Source organism: Rhodococcus sp. NPDC059969, from assembly GCF_042738325.1.
Taxonomy (GTDB): Bacteria; Actinomycetota; Actinomycetes; order Mycobacteriales; family Mycobacteriaceae; genus Rhodococcus_F.
The window spans coordinates 754,161-775,101 of the sequence record NZ_JBHWUF010000001.1 but is presented as its reverse complement, the minus strand read 5'-3'; the positions used below and the strand labels follow the sequence as shown (position 1 = coordinate 775,101).

The window sequence follows — 20,941 nt, the reverse complement described above, 5'->3', positions numbered from 1 at the left end:
CACATACATGTCCCGCTTCCGCCGACTGCCACGAGCTGCCGCTGCGCTCGCCATGATCCCGCTGGCCGGGTTGGCGGTGGCGTGTGGGTCTTCCGATTCCGACAGCGCCGCAGGCAATTCCAGCGCAGACTTCACACTCAAGGTCTTCGATCCCGGAAACTCCGGTGCCATCGCCGTCGGCAAGCGCGACGGAACCTACGACGAGGCGCTTGCACCGCTGGGCGCAAAGATCGAATGGGTCAAGACCACGCCGGGATTCAGCTCCAACCTCAAACTTTTCAACAGCGGCGAACTCGATATCCAAACCGGTGCGTACAGTCCCGTCGTCGGCGCACTGTCCAAGGACGTGGGTGTCCGCATCTTTGCGACGTCGGACCCGTACAACAAGGACCAGGCCGGCATCATCGCCACTCCGGAATCCGGCATCAAGACCGTGGCCGATCTGGCCGGCAAGCGCATTGCCGTCAACCCGGCAGGCAAGGGCGAGTACATCACGCTCAAGGCCCTGACACAGGCCGGAGTGCCGATCGATTCCGTCGAACGTGTTCCGCTGCAACAAGCAGACGCCGCGTCGGCATTCTCCACCGGGCAGGTCGACGCCTGGGCTTCGTTCCTGATTCCTTACCAGGAGGCCAAGGCCAAGGGCGCGGTCGAGATCGCAACCGAAGCCAGCATCGACTCCGTGGACAGCACCATCATCGCCGGCCGCACCGCGATTCTCGAAGAACATCCCGAGGTGGTCCAGAAGTTCCTCGAGGTCACGCAGGAACTCACCGCGAAGCAGCAGGCCGACCCGGCAGCATTCGAGAACGTCTTCGAACAGACCGGTCCGCGTGCTCTCTCCGGACAGCGACTCGACGACGCGATCACCCTGGGCGGCCAGATCACCAACTTCCGCTACCCGACCGCAGCGGATGCCACCGACCTCGAATCCATCTCCACGCTGTTCGCCGAGAACAAGGTGATCCAGCAGCCGATCAAGGGCAGTGACGTGATCTTCGACCTCCAGGGTGCTGTGGCAGGTTCGGCAGCGGCAGCGCCCACCACCGAGGGGAAGTGACCCGATGGTGACGCTGACCCGGCCCGCACGAACTGCGTCGCCGTCAGTGGAGCATCCGCAACTCGAGACGCCGCGCTACCGGCGCAATCGCAGCAGGCCCAAGTGGGTCTCGATCCCCCTCCGCTTCCTCGTGCCCGCGCTGCTGGTTGCCGGATGGTGGATCGGGTCGGCTACCGGGCTGATCCGCGAAGAGATCCTGGCCGGACCTCCGGCGGTGTGGACGGCTTTCGCCGAGCTGTACGAGTCGGGCCAGTTGGTCGACTTCGGTCTCGCGTCGCTTCAACGTGCTGCGCTCGGTGTTTCGGTCGGTGTGATCGTGGGATTGGTGCTCGGGGTTCTGTCCGGTCTCTCCTCGCTCGGTGAAGAGCTGATCGACTCCACCATGCAGATCAACCGCGCGGTGCCGTTCCTCGCGCTCGTTCCGTTGTTCATCGCCTGGTTCGGTATCGACGAAACTTTCAAGGTGGTACTGATCGCCGTCGCGACCGTCGCCCCGATGTACGCGTACACCTACCTGGGAGTTCGCGGAGTCGATCGCAAGATGGTGGAAGCGGCACAGGGTTTCGGCCTGACCGGTTGGCGACTGGTCTTCGGGGCAATTCTTCCGACCGCCCTCCCCGGCGTTCTGATGGGGCTTCGAATCTGCCTGTCGCTCAGCATCACCGGATTGATCGCAGCAGAGCAGGTCGGCACCCGTGAGGGCATCGGATATCTGGTCACCCTGGCGCAGGAATACAACCGCACCGACTACATGGTTCTGTGCATCGTCATGTACGCGGCACTGGGTCTGATATTCGATGCAATCGTCAGACTGATCGAGCGGTACTCCATGCCGTGGCGGAGATTGTCGGTGGCACGATGACGAATACAACCATCGGCTCGCTTCCATCCGCCGAAGCACCTCTGCCGCCGTTGGCAACCCGTGAGCGGACCGGCACCACCGCGGCCGAGCGACGGGCCGGATCACCGGTAGCGGTCTCGCTCACCGGAGTGCGTAAGTCGTTCGGCGACAAGACTGTTCTGGGTGGTATCGACCTCGAGATCACGCGCGGTGAGTTCGTCGTCCTCCTCGGTCCCAGCGGCACCGGCAAGACGACACTGCTGCGAGTGCTCTCCGGATTGGAAGCACCGGACAGCGGTGAGGTGCTGGTCCCGCGCGACCGCACGGTCGTCTACCAAGAACCGCGATTGATACCGTCGAAGCGAGTTCTGGCCAATGTCACAGTGGGACAGAAGCGGTCACGTCAGGTGACCGACAACGCCCGCAACGCACTCTCCGAGGTCAACCTCGCGGACAAGCACCGCGCCTGGCCTGCCACCCTCTCCGGCGGCGAGGCCCAACGCGTCGCATTGGCTCGTGCCCTCGTCCGCGAACCTGAACTGCTGTTACTCGACGAACCCTTTGCCGCGCTCGACGCTCTGACGCGGCTCCAAATGCAAGACCTGGTAGGCGATCTGGTCGCGCGTCACCGTCCCGCGGTATTGCTCGTCACTCACGACGTCGACGAAGCCGTACGACTTGCCGACCGCGTGCTCATTCTCGACAAGGGTGGGTTTGCCGTGGACGTCGACATCGACCTGCCACGTCCCCGCGATCGGAACGATCCCGAATCTTTGCGCTACCGAGCGAGTTTCCTGAAGGAACTCGGCGTCGGCCGCACCTTCCCCGACGGACAGGACAGTCATGACATTGATCGCTGATTCCGCAATCGACACACTCTGGTACACCCGCTGCCCCGTTCCCACCGCAAGCGGTCTCGCCAACAGCCTCGGTTGGCTCGACCGGACGGCAAACGAAGCCGGAGTGCGTTTCGGCGTCCTGCAAGATGCGGGACCGGAGTTGGCAGTGCGCCATTTCGACCACCAACTCTCCGGACTCATTCGCGAAGGCGGCAACGTCCCCGCGCTGGCCGCGCGTGCCGGTGGTTCACCGACCAGGCTGATCGGACTCACCTGGATCGACGAGGCCCAGGCGATCCTGGTGCGCGGAGACTCCGAAATCCGAGAAGCAGGACTGCTGGCCGGCGCTCGGATCGGAATCCCGGCCTGGGCAGCGGACCAGGCCAGGAGCTTTCCTCGCGCCATGGCTCTGCACGGCTTCGCCTCGGCACTTCGGCTGGGCGGGTTGAGTTTTGCCGACGTCACGCTCGTCGAGGTAGCAACGACGGCAGCCCCGGAGGTCCGTACTGCCTCCTCCAGTCGCAACACGACGTGGGGCGTCGAATCCCTGCTACGCGGCGACGTCGACGCCATCTACGTCAAGGGAGCCCGCGCCCAGGAAGTTGCCCGCGAACACGGCCTCGCGGTGGCCGTCGATCTCGATTCCACTGCTTCCCTGCGTGATCGCGTCAACAACGGCACTCCACGCCCGATCACGGTTCACGCCGATCTACTCGAACAGCGTCCGGACATCGTTGTCGGTTTCCTCGCCGAGAGCCTGAGGGCGGCGGACTGGGCGGCAGCCAACATCGACGAGGTCCGGGCTGTGCTGCAGACCGAAACACAGTCGGGGCCCGAAGGTGTGGTGGCAGCGTACGGCGAGAACTTCCACACCGGACTGCACTTGAGCCTGTCGGACGAGCGTGTGGACCTGCTCGGCGTGCAGAAGCAATTCCTGTACGCGCACGGCTTCCTCGCCGCCGACTTCGACCTGCAGTCGTGGGTGGCGCACGAACCCCTGGAACACGCACGCGCACTTGTCGCTGCTCAGAAGGGCGCAGCAGAATGACGGACGTCTACTGGGAGCTGCCCTCGCGCGGTGACGGACGCCGGGCGGTGGCCGCGCTCAACAGTCGCGGCGGCTTCGGCGCGCAACGCCCCGCCACCATCGCGACCGATGTTCGCCCCGGAAACTTCGGGCCCTTCGACGAACTGGCGCAGATCGTTCTCGCAGCCGAACTGTCGGGCGTCGACGGGGTAGTCGCACCGTACGATCCGAGCGGAGAAGAATCCTGGATCGTTGCTGCCGCAGCACTGCGTCAGACGCGTCATTCGCGAGTGGTCGTGGAGTTTCACTCTACTTTCGGCACTCCAGTCTATGCCGCCAAAATGTCTGCGACACTTCAGCGTCTGTCGGCAGGTCGTCTCGAGTGGCGCGTGAAGGTCGACACAGACGCCGACGATGCCACCGCTCGCGGTGATGCGGTTCGAGGAGCCAACCGCTACGCGCGCGCCGCGGAGTTTCTGACCGTCGCACGCGGTGTGTGGAACGAGGAACAGATTCTGCCAGGTGGATTCGGCGGCACCGGCTACGACTTCGACGGCGAGTACTACGACGTACTCGGCGGCGGATTCCGAGGCATCTTGTCCGGACTCCCTTTTCCCCGAGTGCATCTGACCGGCGACTCTCCGGAAGCTCTGGAACTGTCCGCCCACCATGGCGACGTCCATCAGTTCACCCTCGCCGGTGACGAGTTGTCGACGCGGATCACCGCCCTCGACGACCGAGCGTCCGAACTCGGCAGGACAGTCGACAAGGTCCTGCGCATCCCGATCATCGCGCGGGAGACAGCCGACGAAGCCTGGGCTCGCGTCGAACGACAACTGAGAGAAGCTCATTCCGACACAACCGCAGTCGAGCGTGGCGGCATCCTCTGGTCCGGATTCGACCGCATCGGCTACGAGCACAGCATCGGACTCGTCGGAAGCTACGAGGAAGTGGCACAGCGACTGTCGTCGTATCGCGATCTCGGCGTGGACGGCTTCGTCTTGACAGGTCGGCCACACATCGAAGAGCTGCACCGGGCGGGCGAGCATCTCCTGCACCTGGTCGATCCCGAGGGTCGGATCCGTAAAGAAGAGAAGGCCACCGCATGAGCATCGATTTCTATTGGCGGATCGGGATGGAGGGCGATCATGCGTCGCTGCGCACCCCGCGCCGCTACAACCGCGGCGACGCCGGTGGCTACGGGCCGGGCAACATCGCTCCCGCGATCCGCGGCGGCGAGTTGGACGGCTACAGCTACATCGACCACATGGCCGCGGTGGCAAAGGCTTCCGAGTCCGCCGGCTTTCTCGGTGGACTGCTGCCGTCCTTCCCGATGACCGAGGATCCGTGGGCGACCGCAGCAGCGCTGGCCGCCGAGACCACCACGTACCGATTCATGGTCGCGTTCCAACCGGGGTTCCTTCACCCGGTGCAGGCCGCGCGAATGTCGGCCAGTCTGCAGCGCGCAACCGGCGGACGTCTGGTCTACAACATCATCAGTGGCGGAGGCGGAGCGCCTCAGCTGTGGTGGGGCGACAAGGTCGACCACGACGACCGCTACACCAGGACGTCCGAGTTCCTCGATGTCCTCAAAGGTGTCTGGGACGGCGAACCTTTCGACTTCGACGGTCGCTTCTTCCAAACCCAGGGCGCCGCACTGCCACCCGGACTTGCCGGCCAGCCGTTTCCCGAGGTGTACTTCTCCGGATCGTCGGCTGCAGCCGTCGCCGCCGCCGGACTGCACTCCGACTACTACCTTTCCTGGCTGGAGCCGTACGCCGACTTGAGATCCAAGATCGACGGTGTGCGGGAGAACTCGGCCAAACTCGGACGCACCCCGAAGTTCGCCGTGCGCATCGACGTCGTCGCCCGGCACACCGAGGAAGCTGCATGGGCCGAGATCGAGAAGGGTTGGGCCTTCGTCGACAAGGGCGCTGCCGATCGTGCAGCGCAGGGTGATTCGGTTGGCGCTGCCCGCATCAAAGGCTGGGTGCCCGAACACATCACCGGCTACCGGGATCTGGAAGTGCAGCCCAACGTGTGGTGCGGTTTCAGCCTGATCCGCGGCGGACCGGCGTTCGGTCTGGTCGGTAGCTACGAGCAGGTCGCCGAAAGACTTGACGAGTTGCGCGAACTGGGCGTCGACGCCTTCATTCTCGCCGGTAACCCGCACCTCGAAGAGGCCTACCGCGTCGGCGAAGAAGTTCTACCTCTTCTGCAGCGCACCCCGATCACACCTTCTGGACTGGAGACCCGATGACCACCACCGAAACCCGTCTCGATGCCGACACCGCAGCATTTGTCGAGGAAGCACGTAGAGCAGCCGACAAGGCTTTCGACGTCTTCCGCAAGACCGGAACGGTTGCGGCCAACGGGACCGTCAACTTCGTCGAACGCGTGCCGGACACCGAAATTGCAGTCGCCTTGAACGATCCGGGACCATGGGCGGATGACCCATCGGTGTCACCAGTGGTCGCCACCTTCGACGGTGAGGTGCTGTCCGGTACGGGATCGGCCGGTTTTGTCACCGGGTATGCGTCCGTGTTCCGTCAGCATCCGGAGATCACCAGCGTCGTCCACATCCACACCCCGTGGCTCGGCGGTTGGGCACAGACACATCGGACACTGCCGATTCGCTACGCGGCTTCGCAGAGGTTGACTCTCTCCCGAGAGATTCCGCCGCACATCGATCGGTCACGATCTGCCGGCGAGTTCATCCTCGAGCGCCTCGAACACGACCCCGATCTCGTCGCGATCTTCGAAGCCAACGGCGGGGTCAACGTCATCGGCCGCAGTGGGTTGCTCGACCTCGCGAAGTTCGTCGTCCTCCTCGAGGAAGGTGCACAATTCCAGGCGATCGCCGAATCCCTCGGCGGCTCGGTCGAATTCGATCCGTCCAACCTCACCGTCCAGTGGGGGCGTAGCGGACTCGCCGACGAGGCGCGTCGACGCGGCCTCATCTAACCACCCCCATCACAGATTCAGAACAGGAAACCGTAGATCCCATGACCGTTCGCGTCGGATACTTCCCACACAACAATTCGCTGTTCGTTCTGCGCCACACCGGAATCCTCGAACGCCGTCTCCCCGACGTCGAGTGGGTGGACCTGCGTGAGCTTCCCGCCAAGCCCGCGGTGAACCCGGAGAACGCGTTGCCGACCCTGCACTCGGACTGGCTGTTCGAGGAGGGCGGATACGACGTCATCGGAACCGGCTTCACGCCGCCCGTCACCGGACTGGCCCAGGGCCGCGACCTCGTCTACATCGGAATCTCCGGTCCCCGCGTGGAGAACGGGCGCCTGGTGGTCAAGGCCGATTCCGAGATCAAGTCGGTAGATGACCTGCGCGGCAAGCGAGTCGGCATCGCGCACGGATCGTGGCAGACCACACTTCTGTTGTTCGCCCTGGATCAGGCGGGACTGACGTGGTCCGACATCGTCCCCGTCGACACCGACGTCCGCGGCGGTGGAGCGGACCTCGTCGACGGCACCATCGACGCCTGGGTGGGTGCTTACCCGGGGTTGACGGACATCGAAGCGAACCACGAACTGCGCACGCTGATCGCCACCGACGGACTCTTCAGCCACCCGTCACTGTGGTTCACCCGGCGCGACTTCGCCGACACCAACCCGGAGGCGCTTCAGGCGGTCATCGAGGCTCTGCAGGAATCCGACGCCTGGATCGAAGCCAACCCCCGTGAAGCCGCACAGATCTTTGTCGACGACGTCGAGAAGCGTGGCGGGTCCGCAAGCCTCGACGCCTGGGAAGCCGCACTGCGCGGACGTCCATTCGGTGTAAACGCCGTCACCGAAGAATTCCTCGACGAGCAGCAGCGCGCGGCCGATCTCCTGCTGAACAACGGACTACTGCCGCAGGCGGTCACCGTTCGGGAAGCAGTAGTGCCGTGGATCAGCGAGTTCGTCGGTTCGGACCGTTCGTCGATCTGAGAGCCTGCACCTGGCAGGTGACAGATACCGAACGGTCTGCCATTGTGAAGTGATGCGGCGGCGTGTGGGTGAGAGTTGGTCCACGCGACCAGTCTCAGGGGTAACCCCTGGGTCGGCCAGAAGAATTGGATACTGCGTCCACCGGCGCTCGGCACGCTCCGCGTGCTTGCCGCCGCTCCGGACAAAGGATTTGGTCACCTCATGCCGCCGCATCCCGGGCTCGAATCATGCGTGACTTCGAACTCGATCCCGAGTTGGCGCGACTCCTGGCAGTTGCAGCCGCTGACGCTCCATGGACTCTCGGTGGGCTCGAAGATGCATTCGGAACGGTCCACGGTGTCTCAGCGACTTCGCTCGCCGTCCGAGTGCTCGACCTCATGCCGGCCCCACCGTTCGAACCACAGACCCTGTACCAATTGCTACGCGAACTGCCGCGGCTTCGACCAGTCCCGGTCTCACTCGACACCAACGAATCCTCGGTGTGGCGGTTCGACGTCCCCCGCTACAACACCAGTGCGGATCTGGCGCGTTCACTCGATCTGACGATCTCCGAACTCGAGTGGTTTGCCGACCGCGGGGAGTGGCTGCGTACGAAACCCCTACCGCTACGCCACTACCGGCCGATGCAGATCAGCAAGAAGGCAGGCGCTCGCCTCCTCGAGGTACCGAAACCCCGGTTGCGCGAAATCCAACGGAAGATATTGCGCCGCATACTCGATCAGGTGCCCGCACACGACGCGGCCCACGGGTTTGTCCGTGGTCGAAGTCCGCTGACTTTTGCAGCGCCGCACGCACAGTCGGAAATCGTGATCGGTGTGGACCTCGCACAGTTCTTCCCGTCGATCACCGGTGAGCGAGTCCACGCGATCTTCGCCGCCCTCGGGTATCCACCCGCAGTGGCAGGAGCTCTCACCGGATTATGCACCGTCGCAACACCTGCCGTTACCCTGCGCGGTCTGCCGTACGCACAGGCGTCGCAGCTACGAACCGCGCATCTGCCTCAGGGTGCGCCCACTTCGCCTGCACTGGCGAATCTCGTCGCGCGCAAACTCGACATCCGGTTGAGCGGGCTCGCACAAGCGAACTGGCTCACCTACACCCGATATGCCGACGACCTCGCCTTCTCCGGTATCGAAGTGGCAGACGTCGGCACCCTCCTGTGGACGGTTAAGCAGATCGCCAGGGACGAAGGGTTTGCCGTCCATCCGCGAAAGACCAAGGTGATGCGCCCTCATCGACGCCAACACCTCACCGGACTGGTGATCAACGACCAACCGTCGTATCCGCGTGACGATTACGATCGTCTGCGCGCCCTGCTTCACAATGCCGCTAGTACGTCTGCGCAGGAACAGAATCGGGACGGAATCGAGAACTTTCGGGCTCACGTCTACGGCCGGATCGCGCACATCGGCGAAACCAGCACTACACGCCGACGCACATTGCTGCGCCTGGCTGAACGTGTGGATTGGGACGACTAGTGCGCGCGAGCAGTCAGACCCGCGGGGTGTACGCCATGCATTCGACTTCCATGTGCGCACCCAGCGCCAGTCCGTCTGTTCCGAACGCACTGCGGGCCGGCAGTCTCGACGCCGGGAAATACTCGAGGTAGACCTTGTTGAACTCCTGCCAACGAGACATGTCGTCAAGCATGACAGTGCATTTGAAGATCGCTTCGACACCGGATCCGTAGGCGATCAACGAAGCGACGATGTTCTCCATGGTCTGGCGGGCCTGCGCTTCGAAGCCGTCGGCCAAGGTCCCGTCTGGGAGCATGCCGATCTGACCCGACAGATACAGAACGTCTCCGACGCGCACTCCGGTGGAGAACGGTGTGTCGAAAGCGGGTGGGATGAACTCGACGGTCTGAGATGAATCCATTAGGTCTCCTCGGAAGTGGAATATGCTTGGCGAGTGGGCGATTTCAGCGCACTGGACGGGCACGAACGTCGGCCAGGAAGTGCGCCACCAACTCGTTCCACGCCTGTGGGTCCTCGAAGTAGGGGGAGTGGCCGCGGTCGGCAAGCTCGACCACTTCTGCGTGAGGCAGGAACTCGGCGGCGCCGCGAATCCGCTCGGGTGTCATCAAATCGTCCAGCTCACCTGCGATCAGGAGAACCGGCGCAGCCACCGCCGCGAGTTCGGCCACCGAATAGTTGTGGGCCTTGAGAATTCGGAAGAACTCGGTGTCAGGTGGGCGATGGCCGAAGGTGCCGAGAGCTTGGTACAGGTATGCCCTCGCCATGTCCAAGCTCGGCAACCGTCCGCCCACAGCGGGATGCTCCCCCAGGGGCCGCGCGGTGACGGGTGCTGCGGTGAGGGGAGGTGCGCTGTCCGGACCGAATCCGACGGGAATGCCGCCGGTCGTGCAGGCCAGCACTACCGACTCCACCCGGTCCGGAACAGCGATCGCGGTCCCCAATGCGGCCCAACCGCCCATCGACTGGCCGACCACGTGCGCTCGATCAACCGCCAACAGGTCCATGATTTCGATCAGATCCGAGACTGCCGCTACCGGGCCGTGGTTGCCGTTCTCGTTGGTAGAGCGGCCGAATCCTCGCTGATCCCAGCTGATCACCCGATAGTGCTGAGCGAAGTAGGGCACCTGCTGGTACCAGACGGCCGCATTTCCGCCGAGTCCGTGCGTGAGGATCAGATCCGGGCCCTCGCCGGCAGTCTCGTACCAGACCCGTTCGCCGTCTGCGACGGTGATGAAGCCCTCGGTCCGTGAAATCATCCTTCTTCTCCTGTGTCGGACGGGCGCTTGCCCGAAGTGTGGTCAGTGAGGAGTTGCTGCACTTCATCGGTGGCCCGCAGCAGGTGTTCTTCGACCATGCGCGTCGTTTTCGCATCGAAGTCGGTATCGAAACCGATCACCGTCAACGCACAGAGCGGAGACCCCTTGCGGGAAGACACTGCACGCGAGACCGAACCGATGATGTCCTGAGATCGTTTGTGGACAACGGCGAATCCGGTTTTCTGCGTCTCGGCGATGTCGGCGAGGAACCCGGTGGGGCCTTCGAGTGGATAGCCACTCTTCTCCACCATCGCCAGGTAGGGCGCCCGGGTGTTGTCCTCGAGTGCCGCCACCAATGCGAGCGGACCCGCGAACCGGTGCGGCGGAAGCAGATCCCCGAGCATCCGAGTGATCATCTTGAGTCGCTCGGGACGCAGCGCCGCGATGATCCGCGTGCCGCCGCTCTCGAGAACCTGCAGATTCACCATCATGTCCGTGCTCTCGGACAGCACCCGCATGGTCGGATCGCACAAGGCCGCCAACGAATGCGCTGCCGCTTCGTGGGAAACCTGCAGTGCAGCCGGGCCGGGGAGATAGCGACCGTCGTAGCGGAAGACCCAACCACGGTTCGCGAGTTCTCCGAGCACTCGGTGCGCAGTCGGGCGGAGCATCCCGACTTCTTCTGCCAGTTCACTGAGCTTCATCGGCGTGGTCGAGCGCGCGATGGCCTCGAGCAGATCCAGCGCTTTGTCGACGGCGGACGCAGAACCCTTCGTCATCCGATCCCCTCCCGGTGCCGTGTGAGTACCCGGCGATCCGAAATCTCGTGTTCTTGGAAAACCCTTGGCATTCGCCTAGGAAATTACTATAGTCACAACAATCGTTCCGGCGTACGGAATTCTTTGAGCGTCTTCACCTTCCCACCGGACTCCCGGCAAGGAAGTCCTATCTTTCCCAGCGAGAGGCTTTCGGACATGACGGTTGGACATACCCTTCGGTCGACACCACGGTTCAGAGTTGTTGCCCTGGCGGCGGTCGCGACGGCTGCTTTGGCACTGACAGGCTGTTCGAGCGACGCCACGGCCTCCGACGACGGGGGCACCCAGACGACCACGATTCGTATCGCGCCTCAACCGATCGCGGACTTCGCACCGATCTGGCTGGGTATGGAGCAGGGATTCTTCACCGACGAGGGACTCGACATTCAACTGGTCGAGGGTGGGGCGAGCTCCTCGGCTCAGATTCCGTTGCTGCTCAGCGGAAATGCAGATATGGCAGCCACGACTGCCGCTGCCGCAATTCAGGCACGCAGCCAGAACATGCCCGTCACCATTGTCGGCGGGCTCACGAATTTTGCCGCGAATGACAGCGTCGACCAGTCCGGTCTCGTGGTCGCCAAGGACAGTTCCATCAGCGGCTTCCGTGACCTCGAAGGCAAGACCGTCGCGATCAGCGGTTTGAAGTCCGTCAGCGAAGCAGTCATCTCTGCCGCGGTGGAGAAATCCGGCGGAGCAGCGAACAAGGTCTCGTTCATTCAGGCGCCCATGCCCAACCTCGGCGACCTGGTTTCCACCGGCGGGGCCGACGCGGCATTCCTCATCGATCCGTTCCTGAGTAAAGCAACCGACTCGGGGCTGAAGATCCTCGGCCACCCCTTCCCCTTGGCCGCACCCGGTGTTCCGGGGACCTCGCTGGTCGCTTCGGAATCGTTTGTCAATGCGAACCCGGACTCACTCGCGAAATTCCGTACGGCGCTTGCCAAATCAGTTGACTACGCCAATCAGAACCCGGGCGCGGTCAAGGCTGCACTCTCGACACAAGCCAAGATTCCGCTCGAAATGCTGGCCAACAGCAAGAATCCTCAGTTCGTCGCAGTAGTAGAACCGGGCGCACTCGGCACGGAGATCGAACTGCTGGTCAAGTACGGGGTCCTGACGGAGTCGGTTGACAGCGATTCCTTGCTGACTCCGGCCAACTGAGTTGTCTGCCTTGACAACCCCGAAAACACGCCGCAGGCAGGTACTGCTCGGACGGCTGCTGACGCTCTTCGCGTTGGCAGCCGCCTGGCAGGTCTTCGGAATGCTGGGCGACGAGAACGTCAAGGGTGTTCCGAAGTTCAGTGCCGTGGCAGTGGCGTTCGTGGACGAGCTCAGCACGTCCTCGCTGTGGACGTCATTGGGACAGACCTTGACCACAACCGCCATCGGATTGGCCCTGTGTCTGGTGATCGGTATCCCGGCAGGACTGCTGCTTGCCGCGCACCCGTTTCTGACAGTCTCTTCCCGCTTCGTCATCGACTTCTGCCGGACCGTGCCTCCGCTCGCGATCATCCCGCTCTTTCTTTTGATCATGGGCCCGACACAACGTATGGCGGTGGCGCTGATCGTGGCGGTGAGCGTGTGGCCGATCCTGCTCCAGACAATCCACGGTGTCCGCAACGTCGATCCGGAACTACTTGCCACCGCACGATCCTTCCGGCTTCCCCTGTGGCGCAGACTTGCTCTCGTAGTTGCACCCGCGTCGATGCCGTACATCTTCACGGGAATTCGTATCTCGGCAACACTGAGTTTGCTACTGACCATCGGCGCCGAACTGATTGCCGGCGTTCCCGGACTCGGTAAGGAAATCCTGCTGAGCCAATCCGTTCCCGATCGAATGTTCGCACTGATCATCGTCGCCGGAGTACTCGGCATGCTGCTCGCCTTCGCTGTGATGGCAATCGAGAATCGTTTACTTGCTTGGCATTACATCCCGAGGAGGATGACGACGTGAGAATGATGTCCGGGATTCGACTCCTCGCGTGGGAGCTGTGGTTGCCGATCTTGATCGTCGTCGTGTGGTACTTCGGATCCGCGTCGAGTAAGTCTCCGTACTTTCCGCCGCTGTCACGAATCTGGAAAGCATTTGTGGACAACTGGTTCGGGGCAGGATTTGCACGCGATGTAGTGCCCAGCCTGACCAATCTCGGCTTCGGTCTCGCCGTAGCACTGGTGCTCGGCATCGGGGCCGGCCTTCTTCTTGCACTGTTTCCACTGGCTGCAGACATCGCCGATCCGTTTCTCCAATTCTTCCGTGCCATACCCGCACTGGCCGTACTGCCGGCCCTGTTCATCGTCTTCGGCACAGGTTCTTCGGGCAACGTCGCCGCCATCGCTTTCGGCGCGGTCTGGCCGATACTCCTCAACACCCTCGACGGCATTCGCTCCATCGACCCGAGTATTCGATTGGTAGCGCGCAGCTATCGCATCCGAACACCCCTGCTGGTCACGCAGGTACTCCTCCCCGGAGCGATGCCTCAGATAACGGTCGGTATCCGTACCAGTCTCGCGATCGGTGTCGTCATCATGGTCGGCAGCGAAATGTATGTCTCCACTGCGGGAATCGGCCACTTCGTGATCGTCGCGCAACAGACCTTTGCCATCGCAGACATGTGGTCCGGAATCCTCCTGCTCGGAATCATCGGATACGTGCTCAACGTCGGCTACGGCGTGATCGAACGATGGTTGCTCAGATGGCAGCCTCGGACCCACGGCGCACTCGCAGTGAAAGGAAACTGATGTCATCCACAGAATCTGCGGCATCCACCCCCGCAGTCGAACTGAACGGCCTCGGAGTGACCTACGGCGGACCTACCGGTCGCGAAGTGCTTCGCGGGATCGATCTTTCGGTTGCACCGGGAGAAATCGTCTGCATCGTCGGACATTCCGGAATCGGCAAGAGCACGTTGATTCGTTGCATCGCCGGTCTGCAGAAGCCGACTACGGGTGAGGTCCGCATCGCCGGGATCGCAATCGACGCTCCGCCCGCCACTCTTGCGCTCGTGTCGCAAGATTACGGACGCACACTGATGCCCTGGCTTCGAGTGGGCGAGAACGTTCGCCTGCCGCTGCGGGGCAACGGCCTGGCACGCAAGGTTCAGGACGAGAGGGTAACCGAGGCACTCACCGTCGTCGGTCTGGAAGGTGCTGCGCGTTCGTACCCTTGGCAGTTGTCCGGCGGAATGCAGCAGAGAGTGGCGATAGCTCGCGCTCTCGCCTATCGACCGCAGGTACTTCTCATGGACGAACCCTTTGCGTCGGTCGATGCGCAGACCCGCGCGGAACTCGAGGACCTGCTGCTCACCCTTCAACGTGATCTTGGCATCACTGTCCTCCTGGTCACCCACGACGTCGACGAATCGGTGTACCTGTCGGACCGGGTGGTCGTCCTCGGCGGAACCCCGGCGTTGATGCAGGACATCGTCGACGTTCCGTTGACCGGTGCGCGAGATCAACTGACCACCAAAGCGGACCCACTGTTCATCGAGGCCCGCACCAGAGTGCTGACGTCGATCCAGCAGTCGAAGGTGGTGGCGCCCGTGTAGTAGGCGCCTCGCCTAGGCTGGCTCCGTGATCCTTCTCCTCATCGGCCTCGCGCTGCTCGGCTTCTGCGGCTACCGGTTCAGACAGGACAGGCGGAGGCTGAGCAACGGTGTCTATCTACTTCTGGGACTGATCTTCACCGGCCTCTGGATGTTGCAGTCGGGTGCGCCGGGAACCGAGGTCCCGTCGTTCGTGATCGCGACGATCGCTCTGCTCTCGCCGTTGCTGGTGCTCCTGCTCGCCGGGTTCCTGATCGTCAACGGGGTCACGATGCTGCGGCGCGAGGGATTCAGCGTCGCAAATCTGCTCTCCCTCGTCGCCGGCCTCGGACTGCTCGTTCCCTATGTGCTGCTCGCATCCGCGTTGCTGACGCAGAGGTATTGGCTCGCAGTCGTTCTCGGATCATTCAGTCTTGTCGCGTCGTACCTGGGGTTCTTGTTCACGAGTTTTCTGCTCTACTCCTACGTCTACGGACGCCAGAAGTACCAGCCCGGGATGGACGCGATAGTGGTGCACGGCGCCGGGCTTTCGGGCACCGACGTGACGCCCCTGCTTGCCAGTCGTCTGGACAAGGCTGCGGACGTCTTTCGTGCCGAGGTCCGCGAAGGACGTTCACCGCTGTTGGTCGTCAGCGGTGGGAAGGGTTCGGACGAGATCGTCAGCGAGGCGGAGGCAATGTGCGCCTACCTCGTCGATCACGGAATCCCGCGCGAGAACGTGATGCTCGAGGACCGCTCGACCACCACGCTCGAGAACCTCGAGTACACGCGGGACCTCCTCCGCGCCGACACCACGGACCCTCGAATGGTTCTGGTCACCAGCAACTTCCACATCCTTCGAACCGCGACGTTTGCCCGAAGCCTCGGGTTGGATGCGGAAGTCATCGGTTCCCACACCGCCCGTTACTACCTACCGAGCGCCATTCTGCGCGAGTTCGCCGCCGTCACGGTGGAGCACAAGTGGCTCAACGGAACGGTCTGCCTGATCCTGGCCGCCCTACCTCCGCTGGTGGTCTGGGCGGCAGGAGGCATTTCGTAGCAAGGTTCACCGAATCAGGCTCTCGATTCCCGTCGGTCGGCGACCCAACAGCAGTTCGACGGCCGCACTGCCGGCGAGGAAGTCATGATGGTTGTAGAAGTCGAACATCGCGGCCAGACGCGAGCTGGCGTTGACGTCGAGGTCGTTGCCGATCCGTTCGCGCCATTGATCCACGCTGATCTGATCTATCGCGACGGTCCGTGAGGTCTGCTTCTCCACCATCTGTGCCACCTCCATGACGCTCAGAGCTTCAGGGCCGCCCACTTCGTACGTCGCTCCGTGATGCTCACCCGGGCCCTCGCTCAGTACGACAGCGGCAACGGCCGCCACGTCCGCCAAACTCACGAACGAGAATTTCGTGTCCGCGCTGTACGGCAAGACGATGGTCTCGGATCGACCAGTGAGTACCGCCTCGAAGTTCTCGGCATACGCACACGGCTGCAACACAGTCCACTTCAGCGGGGAGCGATGCAGTTCGTCCTCACACTTGGCTTTGTCCAGGTGATGCGGCATGGACGGGCTGAACGGCCACGCGACGGAGTGATAGACAAAGTGCTCCACTCCCGCCGAAGCCGCTGCCGTCAGCGCATTGCGAAGAAGTGCCGGCTCGTCGGGATGGACGTTGGGGGCGATGAAATACACGCCCCGGCATCCGGCGAGCGCCTTGCGCAGTCCGCTTCCGGTTTCCAGTTCTACCTCGAAGTCGCCGTCGACACGCGCCTTCCGCACCAGTCGCCGAACTGTCACGCTCGGCGGAAGTGCTGCGACAACTGCCTCACCGGTCTTACCCGCGGCGCCGATCACCGCAATGTCGGCGCCGCGAGCAATTCCGTTCTCCATGAGAGTTTTCCGTCCTAGACGTAGTCGTAGACCGCTGAGGTGGCGCCACCCGAAAGCTGCGCGTAGCCCGGACCCCGATCGAAGAAGGGTTCGTTCTCACCGCGCTCCGAGCGCAACTGATCCCGGAGCTCCGTGGTAGCAGCCTCGTCGACAGACGGCTCGTCACCGTCGATCACGACAACTCCGTAGTCGTCGCGTGCGCCTTCGACCGAAACCTTGCGCCACTGAATATCTCGCAAAACTTCCTCGGTGGGACGCTCCAGTGGATCTCCCCAACCGCCGCCACCGGTGGTACGAATCCGTACGACCTCGCCGGCCTTGATCGGCTCGGCATCGGTCAGCGCGTCGAACTCACGCTCGTTCGGTCCACCCGGATCCAGAACGACGGAGAACGGCCGACCGGCCTTGCCACCCTTGACTCCCCAGCAGGCGAGAATCGAACGGTCCGCGATGGACATGAAGTGAGCATCCTTGAGCATGCGGATGTGCTTCTCGTATCCCAGGCCGCCGCGGTAACGTCCGGCTCCGCCCGAATCCATGGCCAGACCGAGCTTTTCGACGATGAAGGGGAAACGGCTCTCGGTGAACTCGGTCGGCAGGTTCCGTGAATCGGGAACGACGTGAATCGTGTCCTCGCCGTCGGCGTAGTAGCGTCCGCCGGAACCTCCGCCGAGCACCTCACGCATGAGGTACGAGTGACCCTCGAAGTCCTCACCGTAAACACCGGTGTACCTGATGGTCTCCTGATCGGCGGGCATGTTGCCGTCCACAGCCTTGGCTACGACGCCGGCCAGCACTCCGAGCAGACGGAGGATGACAAACGTGCGAGCGTTGGTGGGGGCGGGGAAGATCGGGGTGATCAGTGTTCCCTTCTCGGGGAACTTCATCTCGATCAGCGGTACGACGCCCTCGTTGACATCCAGTTCTGCCATGCGCTCCGGGGTGTCCGCGAGGTTACGCAGAATCGGCGCCAACCACTTGATGAGGAAGTTTCCGTCCGCGTAGTCGCCGCAGTGGTTGATCGGGCCCTTTGCCTGCGGTCCGGTTCCGTTGAAGTCCAGGATGAGTCGCTCGCCGCCCTCGTCTTCCGGCCGCGTCTTCGTGAGCGTGATTCGCTGGATGTGGAGCATCGGCTCGTCCACGCCGTCGTGCTCTGCGTAGTCCTCCCAGGTGTACTCACCGACCGGGATCTTGCTGAGGATCTCGCGGCGGTACGTCTCGGTGGTCGCGTCCATCATCGCGTCGAAGCACGACTCGACGGTGTCGACGCCGTAGCGCTCGAACAGTTCGGTGAGTCGGCGCGCACCCATCAGGCACGCCGAGCACTCGGCGTCGAGATCGGCTGCGAGAGCGTCGGGCATGCGGGAGTTGCGCGTCATGATGCGCAGCGCCGCCTCGTTGGGAACGCCCTGGTCCCACAGTTTGATCGGCGGAACCATCAGTCCCTCTTCGTACACCGTGGTCGCACCGGACGGCATGGAGCCGGGGCAGCAACCGCCGATGTCGTCGTGGTGACCGAACGCCTGAACGAACGCAACAACTTTCGGCTCCGCATCAGGAGTGACGCGGGCGAAGACAGGCACGGTGACGCAGAGGTCGGGGAGATGGCCGATGCCACCTTCGGACAGGTAGACGTCGTTGTGGAAGTACACGTCTCCCGGCTTCATCGTCTCGAGCGGGAAGTCCCGAGCGATCGGATGAACCAGGGCGGAATACGAACGGCCCGTGAGCTTGCGAAGGTTCCGGTCGTGAATACCGGCGCGGAAGTCGTGAGCGTCACGGATCATCGGTGAGCGCGAGGTGCGCGAAATGGAGGTCTCCACCTCCATTTCCACGCTGGCGAGGTAACCGGCGACGATCTCGACCAGAATCGGGTCAGGTGACGCGCCGTCGGTAGCGGTGAGTCGGTACGGCTTGGCCGCGGTGGCAGCAGCATCGAGAATGGCGGTCATCACTTCACTCCGTTCGAGTCGGAAGACTTCGAGATACGAATGTTCCCGAAGGTGTCGATACGTGCCGAGAATCCGGGATGGATCGGGACAGTCGAGCTGAACTCCTCGATCACGGCGGGTCCTTCGATGACGTCACCCGCACCGAGCAGTGTGCGATCGTAGGTGGCCGTCTCGACCCAGCTGTCGAAATAGGATTGGCGCGAACCGGTTCGGGCGGTCTCGGCACCGTTTCCGGCGGGGATTTCCTTGAGTGTCGGACGCTTGATCGGGCCGATGCCGCTCACGCGCAGGTTGACCCATTCCACGTGCTGCGACGGGTCTCCCCGGAAGTCGTAGCCGTACAGCTCGCGGTGCGCCTGGTGGAACGCCTCGGCCGCGTCGTCCATGATCTGCGCCGTGACGGCGCCTTCCGCCACGGGGACGCGTACTTCGAAGGCCTGACCGAGGTAGCGAAGGTCCGCAGTGCGGGAGTACTTGCGCTGCGTCTCGTCGAAACCTTCTTCGGCGAGCGCGATCTCGGCCTCGCCGGCCAACGCGTCGAACTGGCTCTGCAGGTCTTCAGCCTTCAACCGGTCGTGGCGGCTGACATGAGTCTGAACGTAGTCGTTGCGGACATCGACCGTCAGTAGACCGAACGCAGAGACGTTACCCGGATTGAGCGGGACGAGAACATCTTTCAGGCCGAGGATGTCAACGAGGCGGCAGGCGAGCAGGGAGCCGGAACCGCCGAACGTCACGAGGGTGAAGTCGCGAACGTCGAGACCGCGCTTGACGGTGATCTGGCGCAGGGCGTTGGCCTGGTTCCATGCCGAGACCTCGAGGACGCCGACCGCGCACTCCTCGTAACCCAGACTCAGCTGTGCTGCAAGTTCTTCGAGTCCCTTGCGTGCCAGTTCGGTGTCGAGGGGGATCTCGCCACCGAGCAGATGGGGTGGGATGCGCCCCAGCAAGACATGCGCATCGGTGATGGTCGGTTCGCTACCGCCCTTGCCGTAGCACAACGGTCCGGGATCGGCGCCGGCCGACTGAGGTCCGACCCGGAGAGTGTGTTCCGGTGTCATCCACGCGATCGACCCGCCACCGGCGCCGACGGTCACGACGTCGATCATCGGGATCTTCGACGGGTAGTTGCCCACTCGCCCTTCGGTTGTCAGCGCGGGCTCGCCGCGAACCACGACGGTGACGTCCGTCGACGTTCCGCCGCCGTCACAGGTCAACACCTGCTCGACGCCGGCTGCGTCGGCGATCAGCGCGGCGCCGAGGGCGCCGGCAGCCGGTCCGGAAAGCACCGTCGTAATAGGCTGGTGAACAACCTCTTTAGCCGAGAGGACACCGCCGTTGGACTTCATGACGTAGAACGGGATGTCGCGAGGTTCGCCGTCGGTGGTCGAGAACTCACGCAGACGATTCGCGATGTTGTTCACGTAGTTGCGGATGTTCGGCTTGACCGCGGCGTCCACGAGTGTGGTGATGGACCGCTCGTACTCGCGATACTCACGCAGCACCTGGCTCGAGATGCTCACCGTCGCGTCGGGGAAAACTTCGAAGAGGATGTCGCGTACGCGCTCCTCGTGCGTCGGATCGGCGTACGAGTGCATGAGGCAGACACCGATGGTGCGAATGCCGCGGTCCTTGAAGAACTGCGCTGCGCTGCGGACGCTCTCTTCGTCTAGTGGGCGAATCTCGCTGCCGTCGAAGGAAAGCCGTCCGCCGACGGTGCGTACCCGATCGGCGGGAACGATGCGTTCGGGCTTGACCCAGAAGTACGAGTTGCCATAACCGTCCGGCACCGACTGACGAGCGATTTCGAGAACGTGCTCGTAACCCTCGGTGGTGATGAAGCCGAGGTTCTCCACCTTGCCTTCGAGCAGTTTGTTGGTCGCGACGGTCGTGCCGTGGCTGACCGCACCGATGGAGTCGCCGCTCTCGCCGAGCTTGGCGAGCACTTTCTCGATACCGGCGAGAAAGCCCTCGGCGGGGTCCGCCGGGGTGGACGGGGTCTTGGTGGTGACGATGGCGCCGGTTTCGTCGTCCACTGCCACGATGTCGGTGAACGTTCCGCCGGTATCGATACCGACCCGAATCTTCCTGGGTTCCACGCTTCCTCCTGAGATCTTTGGCTCGTCTCGTCTGGTACCGATCGACGGTGTGGCCTAGCCGGTGAGTGGCTCGTACCTGACGTGTAGTGCTATTCCACAGGTTCGGAAGAGCGGATTCTTTGTCACAATTCGCCGAATCGGGGGACCAAGGTTCGGCGCACGATCACGAGCGGATCTTCGCCCGCGCCCCAGCGGGTTACGCG

20 protein-coding genes are annotated in these 20,941 nt (G+C 63.2%); 14 read left to right on the top strand and 6 right to left on the bottom strand.

Translation table 11 applies throughout. From position 1 onward, the window contains the following. Positions 1-7 precede the first annotated feature (7 nt). From ACFWAD_RS03505 to ACFWAD_RS03465, 9 genes are all read left to right on the top strand, one after another. Positions 8-1,060, top strand: a complete 1,053-nt coding sequence (locus ACFWAD_RS03505) for an NrtA/SsuA/CpmA family ABC transporter substrate-binding protein (RefSeq protein ID WP_378530108.1) — start codon at positions 8-10, stop codon at positions 1,058-1,060. A gap of 4 nt (positions 1,061-1,064) precedes the next feature. Beyond that, positions 1,065-1,922 carry an ABC transporter permease gene (locus tag ACFWAD_RS03500; protein ID WP_378448484.1) on the top strand — a complete coding sequence of 286 codons (858 nt, stop codon included), beginning with the start codon at positions 1,065-1,067 and terminating at the stop codon, positions 1,920-1,922. Then, positions 1,919-2,761, top strand: coding sequence for an ABC transporter ATP-binding protein (locus ACFWAD_RS03495; protein WP_378541402.1), 843 nt, complete (start codon positions 1,919-1,921; stop codon positions 2,759-2,761). The genes ACFWAD_RS03500 and ACFWAD_RS03495 overlap by 4 nt, the downstream gene beginning before the upstream one ends. Beyond that, entirely contained in the window at positions 2,745-3,788 is a 1,044-nt protein-coding gene (locus ACFWAD_RS03490) for an ABC transporter substrate-binding protein (RefSeq protein ID WP_378541400.1), read from the top strand. The genes ACFWAD_RS03495 and ACFWAD_RS03490 overlap by 17 nt, the downstream gene beginning before the upstream one ends. Beyond that, on the top strand, positions 3,785-4,876 hold the full coding sequence (locus ACFWAD_RS03485; RefSeq protein WP_378541398.1) for an LLM class flavin-dependent oxidoreductase: 1,092 nt from the start codon (positions 3,785-3,787) through the stop codon (positions 4,874-4,876). Before ACFWAD_RS03490 ends, ACFWAD_RS03485 begins: the two co-directional genes overlap by 4 nt. Beyond that, complete coding sequence (locus ACFWAD_RS03480; RefSeq protein WP_378541396.1) at positions 4,873-6,027, top strand: LLM class flavin-dependent oxidoreductase; 1,155 nt, start codon at positions 4,873-4,875, stop codon at positions 6,025-6,027. Before ACFWAD_RS03485 ends, ACFWAD_RS03480 begins: the two co-directional genes overlap by 4 nt. Beyond that, positions 6,024-6,731: a class II aldolase/adducin family protein gene (locus ACFWAD_RS03475; RefSeq protein ID WP_378541394.1), complete on the top strand. Its 708-nt coding sequence runs from the start codon at positions 6,024-6,026 to the stop codon at positions 6,729-6,731. The genes ACFWAD_RS03480 and ACFWAD_RS03475 overlap by 4 nt, the downstream gene beginning before the upstream one ends. Positions 6,732-6,772: 41 nt before the next feature. Beyond that, positions 6,773-7,714, top strand: coding sequence for an ABC transporter substrate-binding protein (locus ACFWAD_RS03470; RefSeq protein ID WP_378541392.1), 942 nt, complete (start codon positions 6,773-6,775; stop codon positions 7,712-7,714). A 227-nt stretch (positions 7,715-7,941) separates the two neighbouring features. Continuing rightward, positions 7,942-9,192, top strand: a complete 1,251-nt coding sequence (locus tag ACFWAD_RS03465) for a reverse transcriptase family protein (RefSeq protein WP_378541390.1) — start codon at positions 7,942-7,944, stop codon at positions 9,190-9,192. A 13-nt stretch (positions 9,193-9,205) separates the two neighbouring features. Here ACFWAD_RS03465 and ACFWAD_RS03460 read toward each other — a convergent pair whose 3' ends face one another. From ACFWAD_RS03460 to ACFWAD_RS03450, 3 genes are read right to left on the bottom strand one after another with little or no spacing between them, the layout of a single operon-like run. Further along, a complete protein-coding gene (locus ACFWAD_RS03460; RefSeq protein WP_003946047.1) occupies positions 9,206-9,592 on the bottom strand; it encodes a RidA family protein in 387 nt (128 codons plus the stop codon). A 43-nt stretch (positions 9,593-9,635) separates the two neighbouring features. After that, on the bottom strand, positions 9,636-10,448 hold the full coding sequence (locus ACFWAD_RS03455) for an alpha/beta fold hydrolase (protein ID WP_378541388.1): 813 nt from the start codon (positions 10,446-10,448) through the stop codon (positions 9,636-9,638). Further along, positions 10,445-11,227 carry an IclR family transcriptional regulator gene (locus ACFWAD_RS03450; protein WP_019746079.1) on the bottom strand — a complete coding sequence of 261 codons (783 nt, stop codon included), beginning with the start codon at positions 11,225-11,227 and terminating at the stop codon, positions 10,445-10,447. The genes ACFWAD_RS03455 and ACFWAD_RS03450 overlap by 4 nt, the downstream gene beginning before the upstream one ends. A 195-nt stretch (positions 11,228-11,422) precedes the next feature. Between ACFWAD_RS03450 and ACFWAD_RS03445 the strand changes: the two genes are divergently transcribed. From ACFWAD_RS03445 to ACFWAD_RS03425, 5 genes are read left to right on the top strand one after another with little or no spacing between them, the layout of a single operon-like run. Beyond that, on the top strand, positions 11,423-12,427 hold the full coding sequence (locus tag ACFWAD_RS03445) for an ABC transporter substrate-binding protein (RefSeq protein ID WP_378530088.1): 1,005 nt from the start codon (positions 11,423-11,425) through the stop codon (positions 12,425-12,427). A gap of 10 nt (positions 12,428-12,437) precedes the next feature. After that, the gene (locus ACFWAD_RS03440) at positions 12,438-13,220 is read left to right on the top strand and encodes an ABC transporter permease (RefSeq protein ID WP_378541385.1); all 783 of its coding nucleotides are present in this window, start codon (positions 12,438-12,440) and stop codon (positions 13,218-13,220) included. Between the two features lie 2 nt (positions 13,221-13,222). Further along, positions 13,223-14,005, top strand: a complete 783-nt coding sequence (locus ACFWAD_RS03435) for an ABC transporter permease (protein WP_378532687.1) — start codon at positions 13,223-13,225, stop codon at positions 14,003-14,005. Then, the gene (locus tag ACFWAD_RS03430; RefSeq protein ID WP_378541383.1) at positions 14,005-14,811 is read left to right on the top strand and encodes an ABC transporter ATP-binding protein; all 807 of its coding nucleotides are present in this window, start codon (positions 14,005-14,007) and stop codon (positions 14,809-14,811) included. The genes ACFWAD_RS03435 and ACFWAD_RS03430 overlap by 1 nt, the downstream gene beginning before the upstream one ends. Before the next feature lie 25 nt (positions 14,812-14,836). Continuing rightward, positions 14,837-15,847: a YdcF family protein gene (locus ACFWAD_RS03425; RefSeq protein ID WP_378530082.1), complete on the top strand. Its 1,011-nt coding sequence runs from the start codon at positions 14,837-14,839 to the stop codon at positions 15,845-15,847. 6 nt (positions 15,848-15,853) lie between these two features. Here the strand turns inward: ACFWAD_RS03425 and ACFWAD_RS03420 are convergent, their stop codons facing one another. Genes ACFWAD_RS03420 through ACFWAD_RS03410 form a run of 3 tightly spaced genes read right to left on the bottom strand, consistent with a single transcriptional unit; the run spans position 15,854 to position 20,738 of the window. Next, positions 15,854-16,687 carry an NmrA family NAD(P)-binding protein gene (locus tag ACFWAD_RS03420; RefSeq protein WP_378541381.1) on the bottom strand — a complete coding sequence of 278 codons (834 nt, stop codon included), beginning with the start codon at positions 16,685-16,687 and terminating at the stop codon, positions 15,854-15,856. 14 nt (positions 16,688-16,701) lie between these two features. After that, positions 16,702-18,639 carry a hydantoinase B/oxoprolinase family protein gene (locus ACFWAD_RS03415; RefSeq protein WP_378541379.1) on the bottom strand — a complete coding sequence of 646 codons (1,938 nt, stop codon included), beginning with the start codon at positions 18,637-18,639 and terminating at the stop codon, positions 16,702-16,704. Beyond that, positions 18,639-20,738 (bottom strand): hydantoinase/oxoprolinase family protein, encoded by a 2,100-nt coding sequence (locus tag ACFWAD_RS03410; RefSeq protein ID WP_378541377.1) that lies wholly within the window; start codon positions 20,736-20,738, stop codon positions 18,639-18,641. The genes ACFWAD_RS03415 and ACFWAD_RS03410 overlap by 1 nt, the downstream gene beginning before the upstream one ends. Positions 20,739-20,941 lie beyond the last annotated feature (203 nt).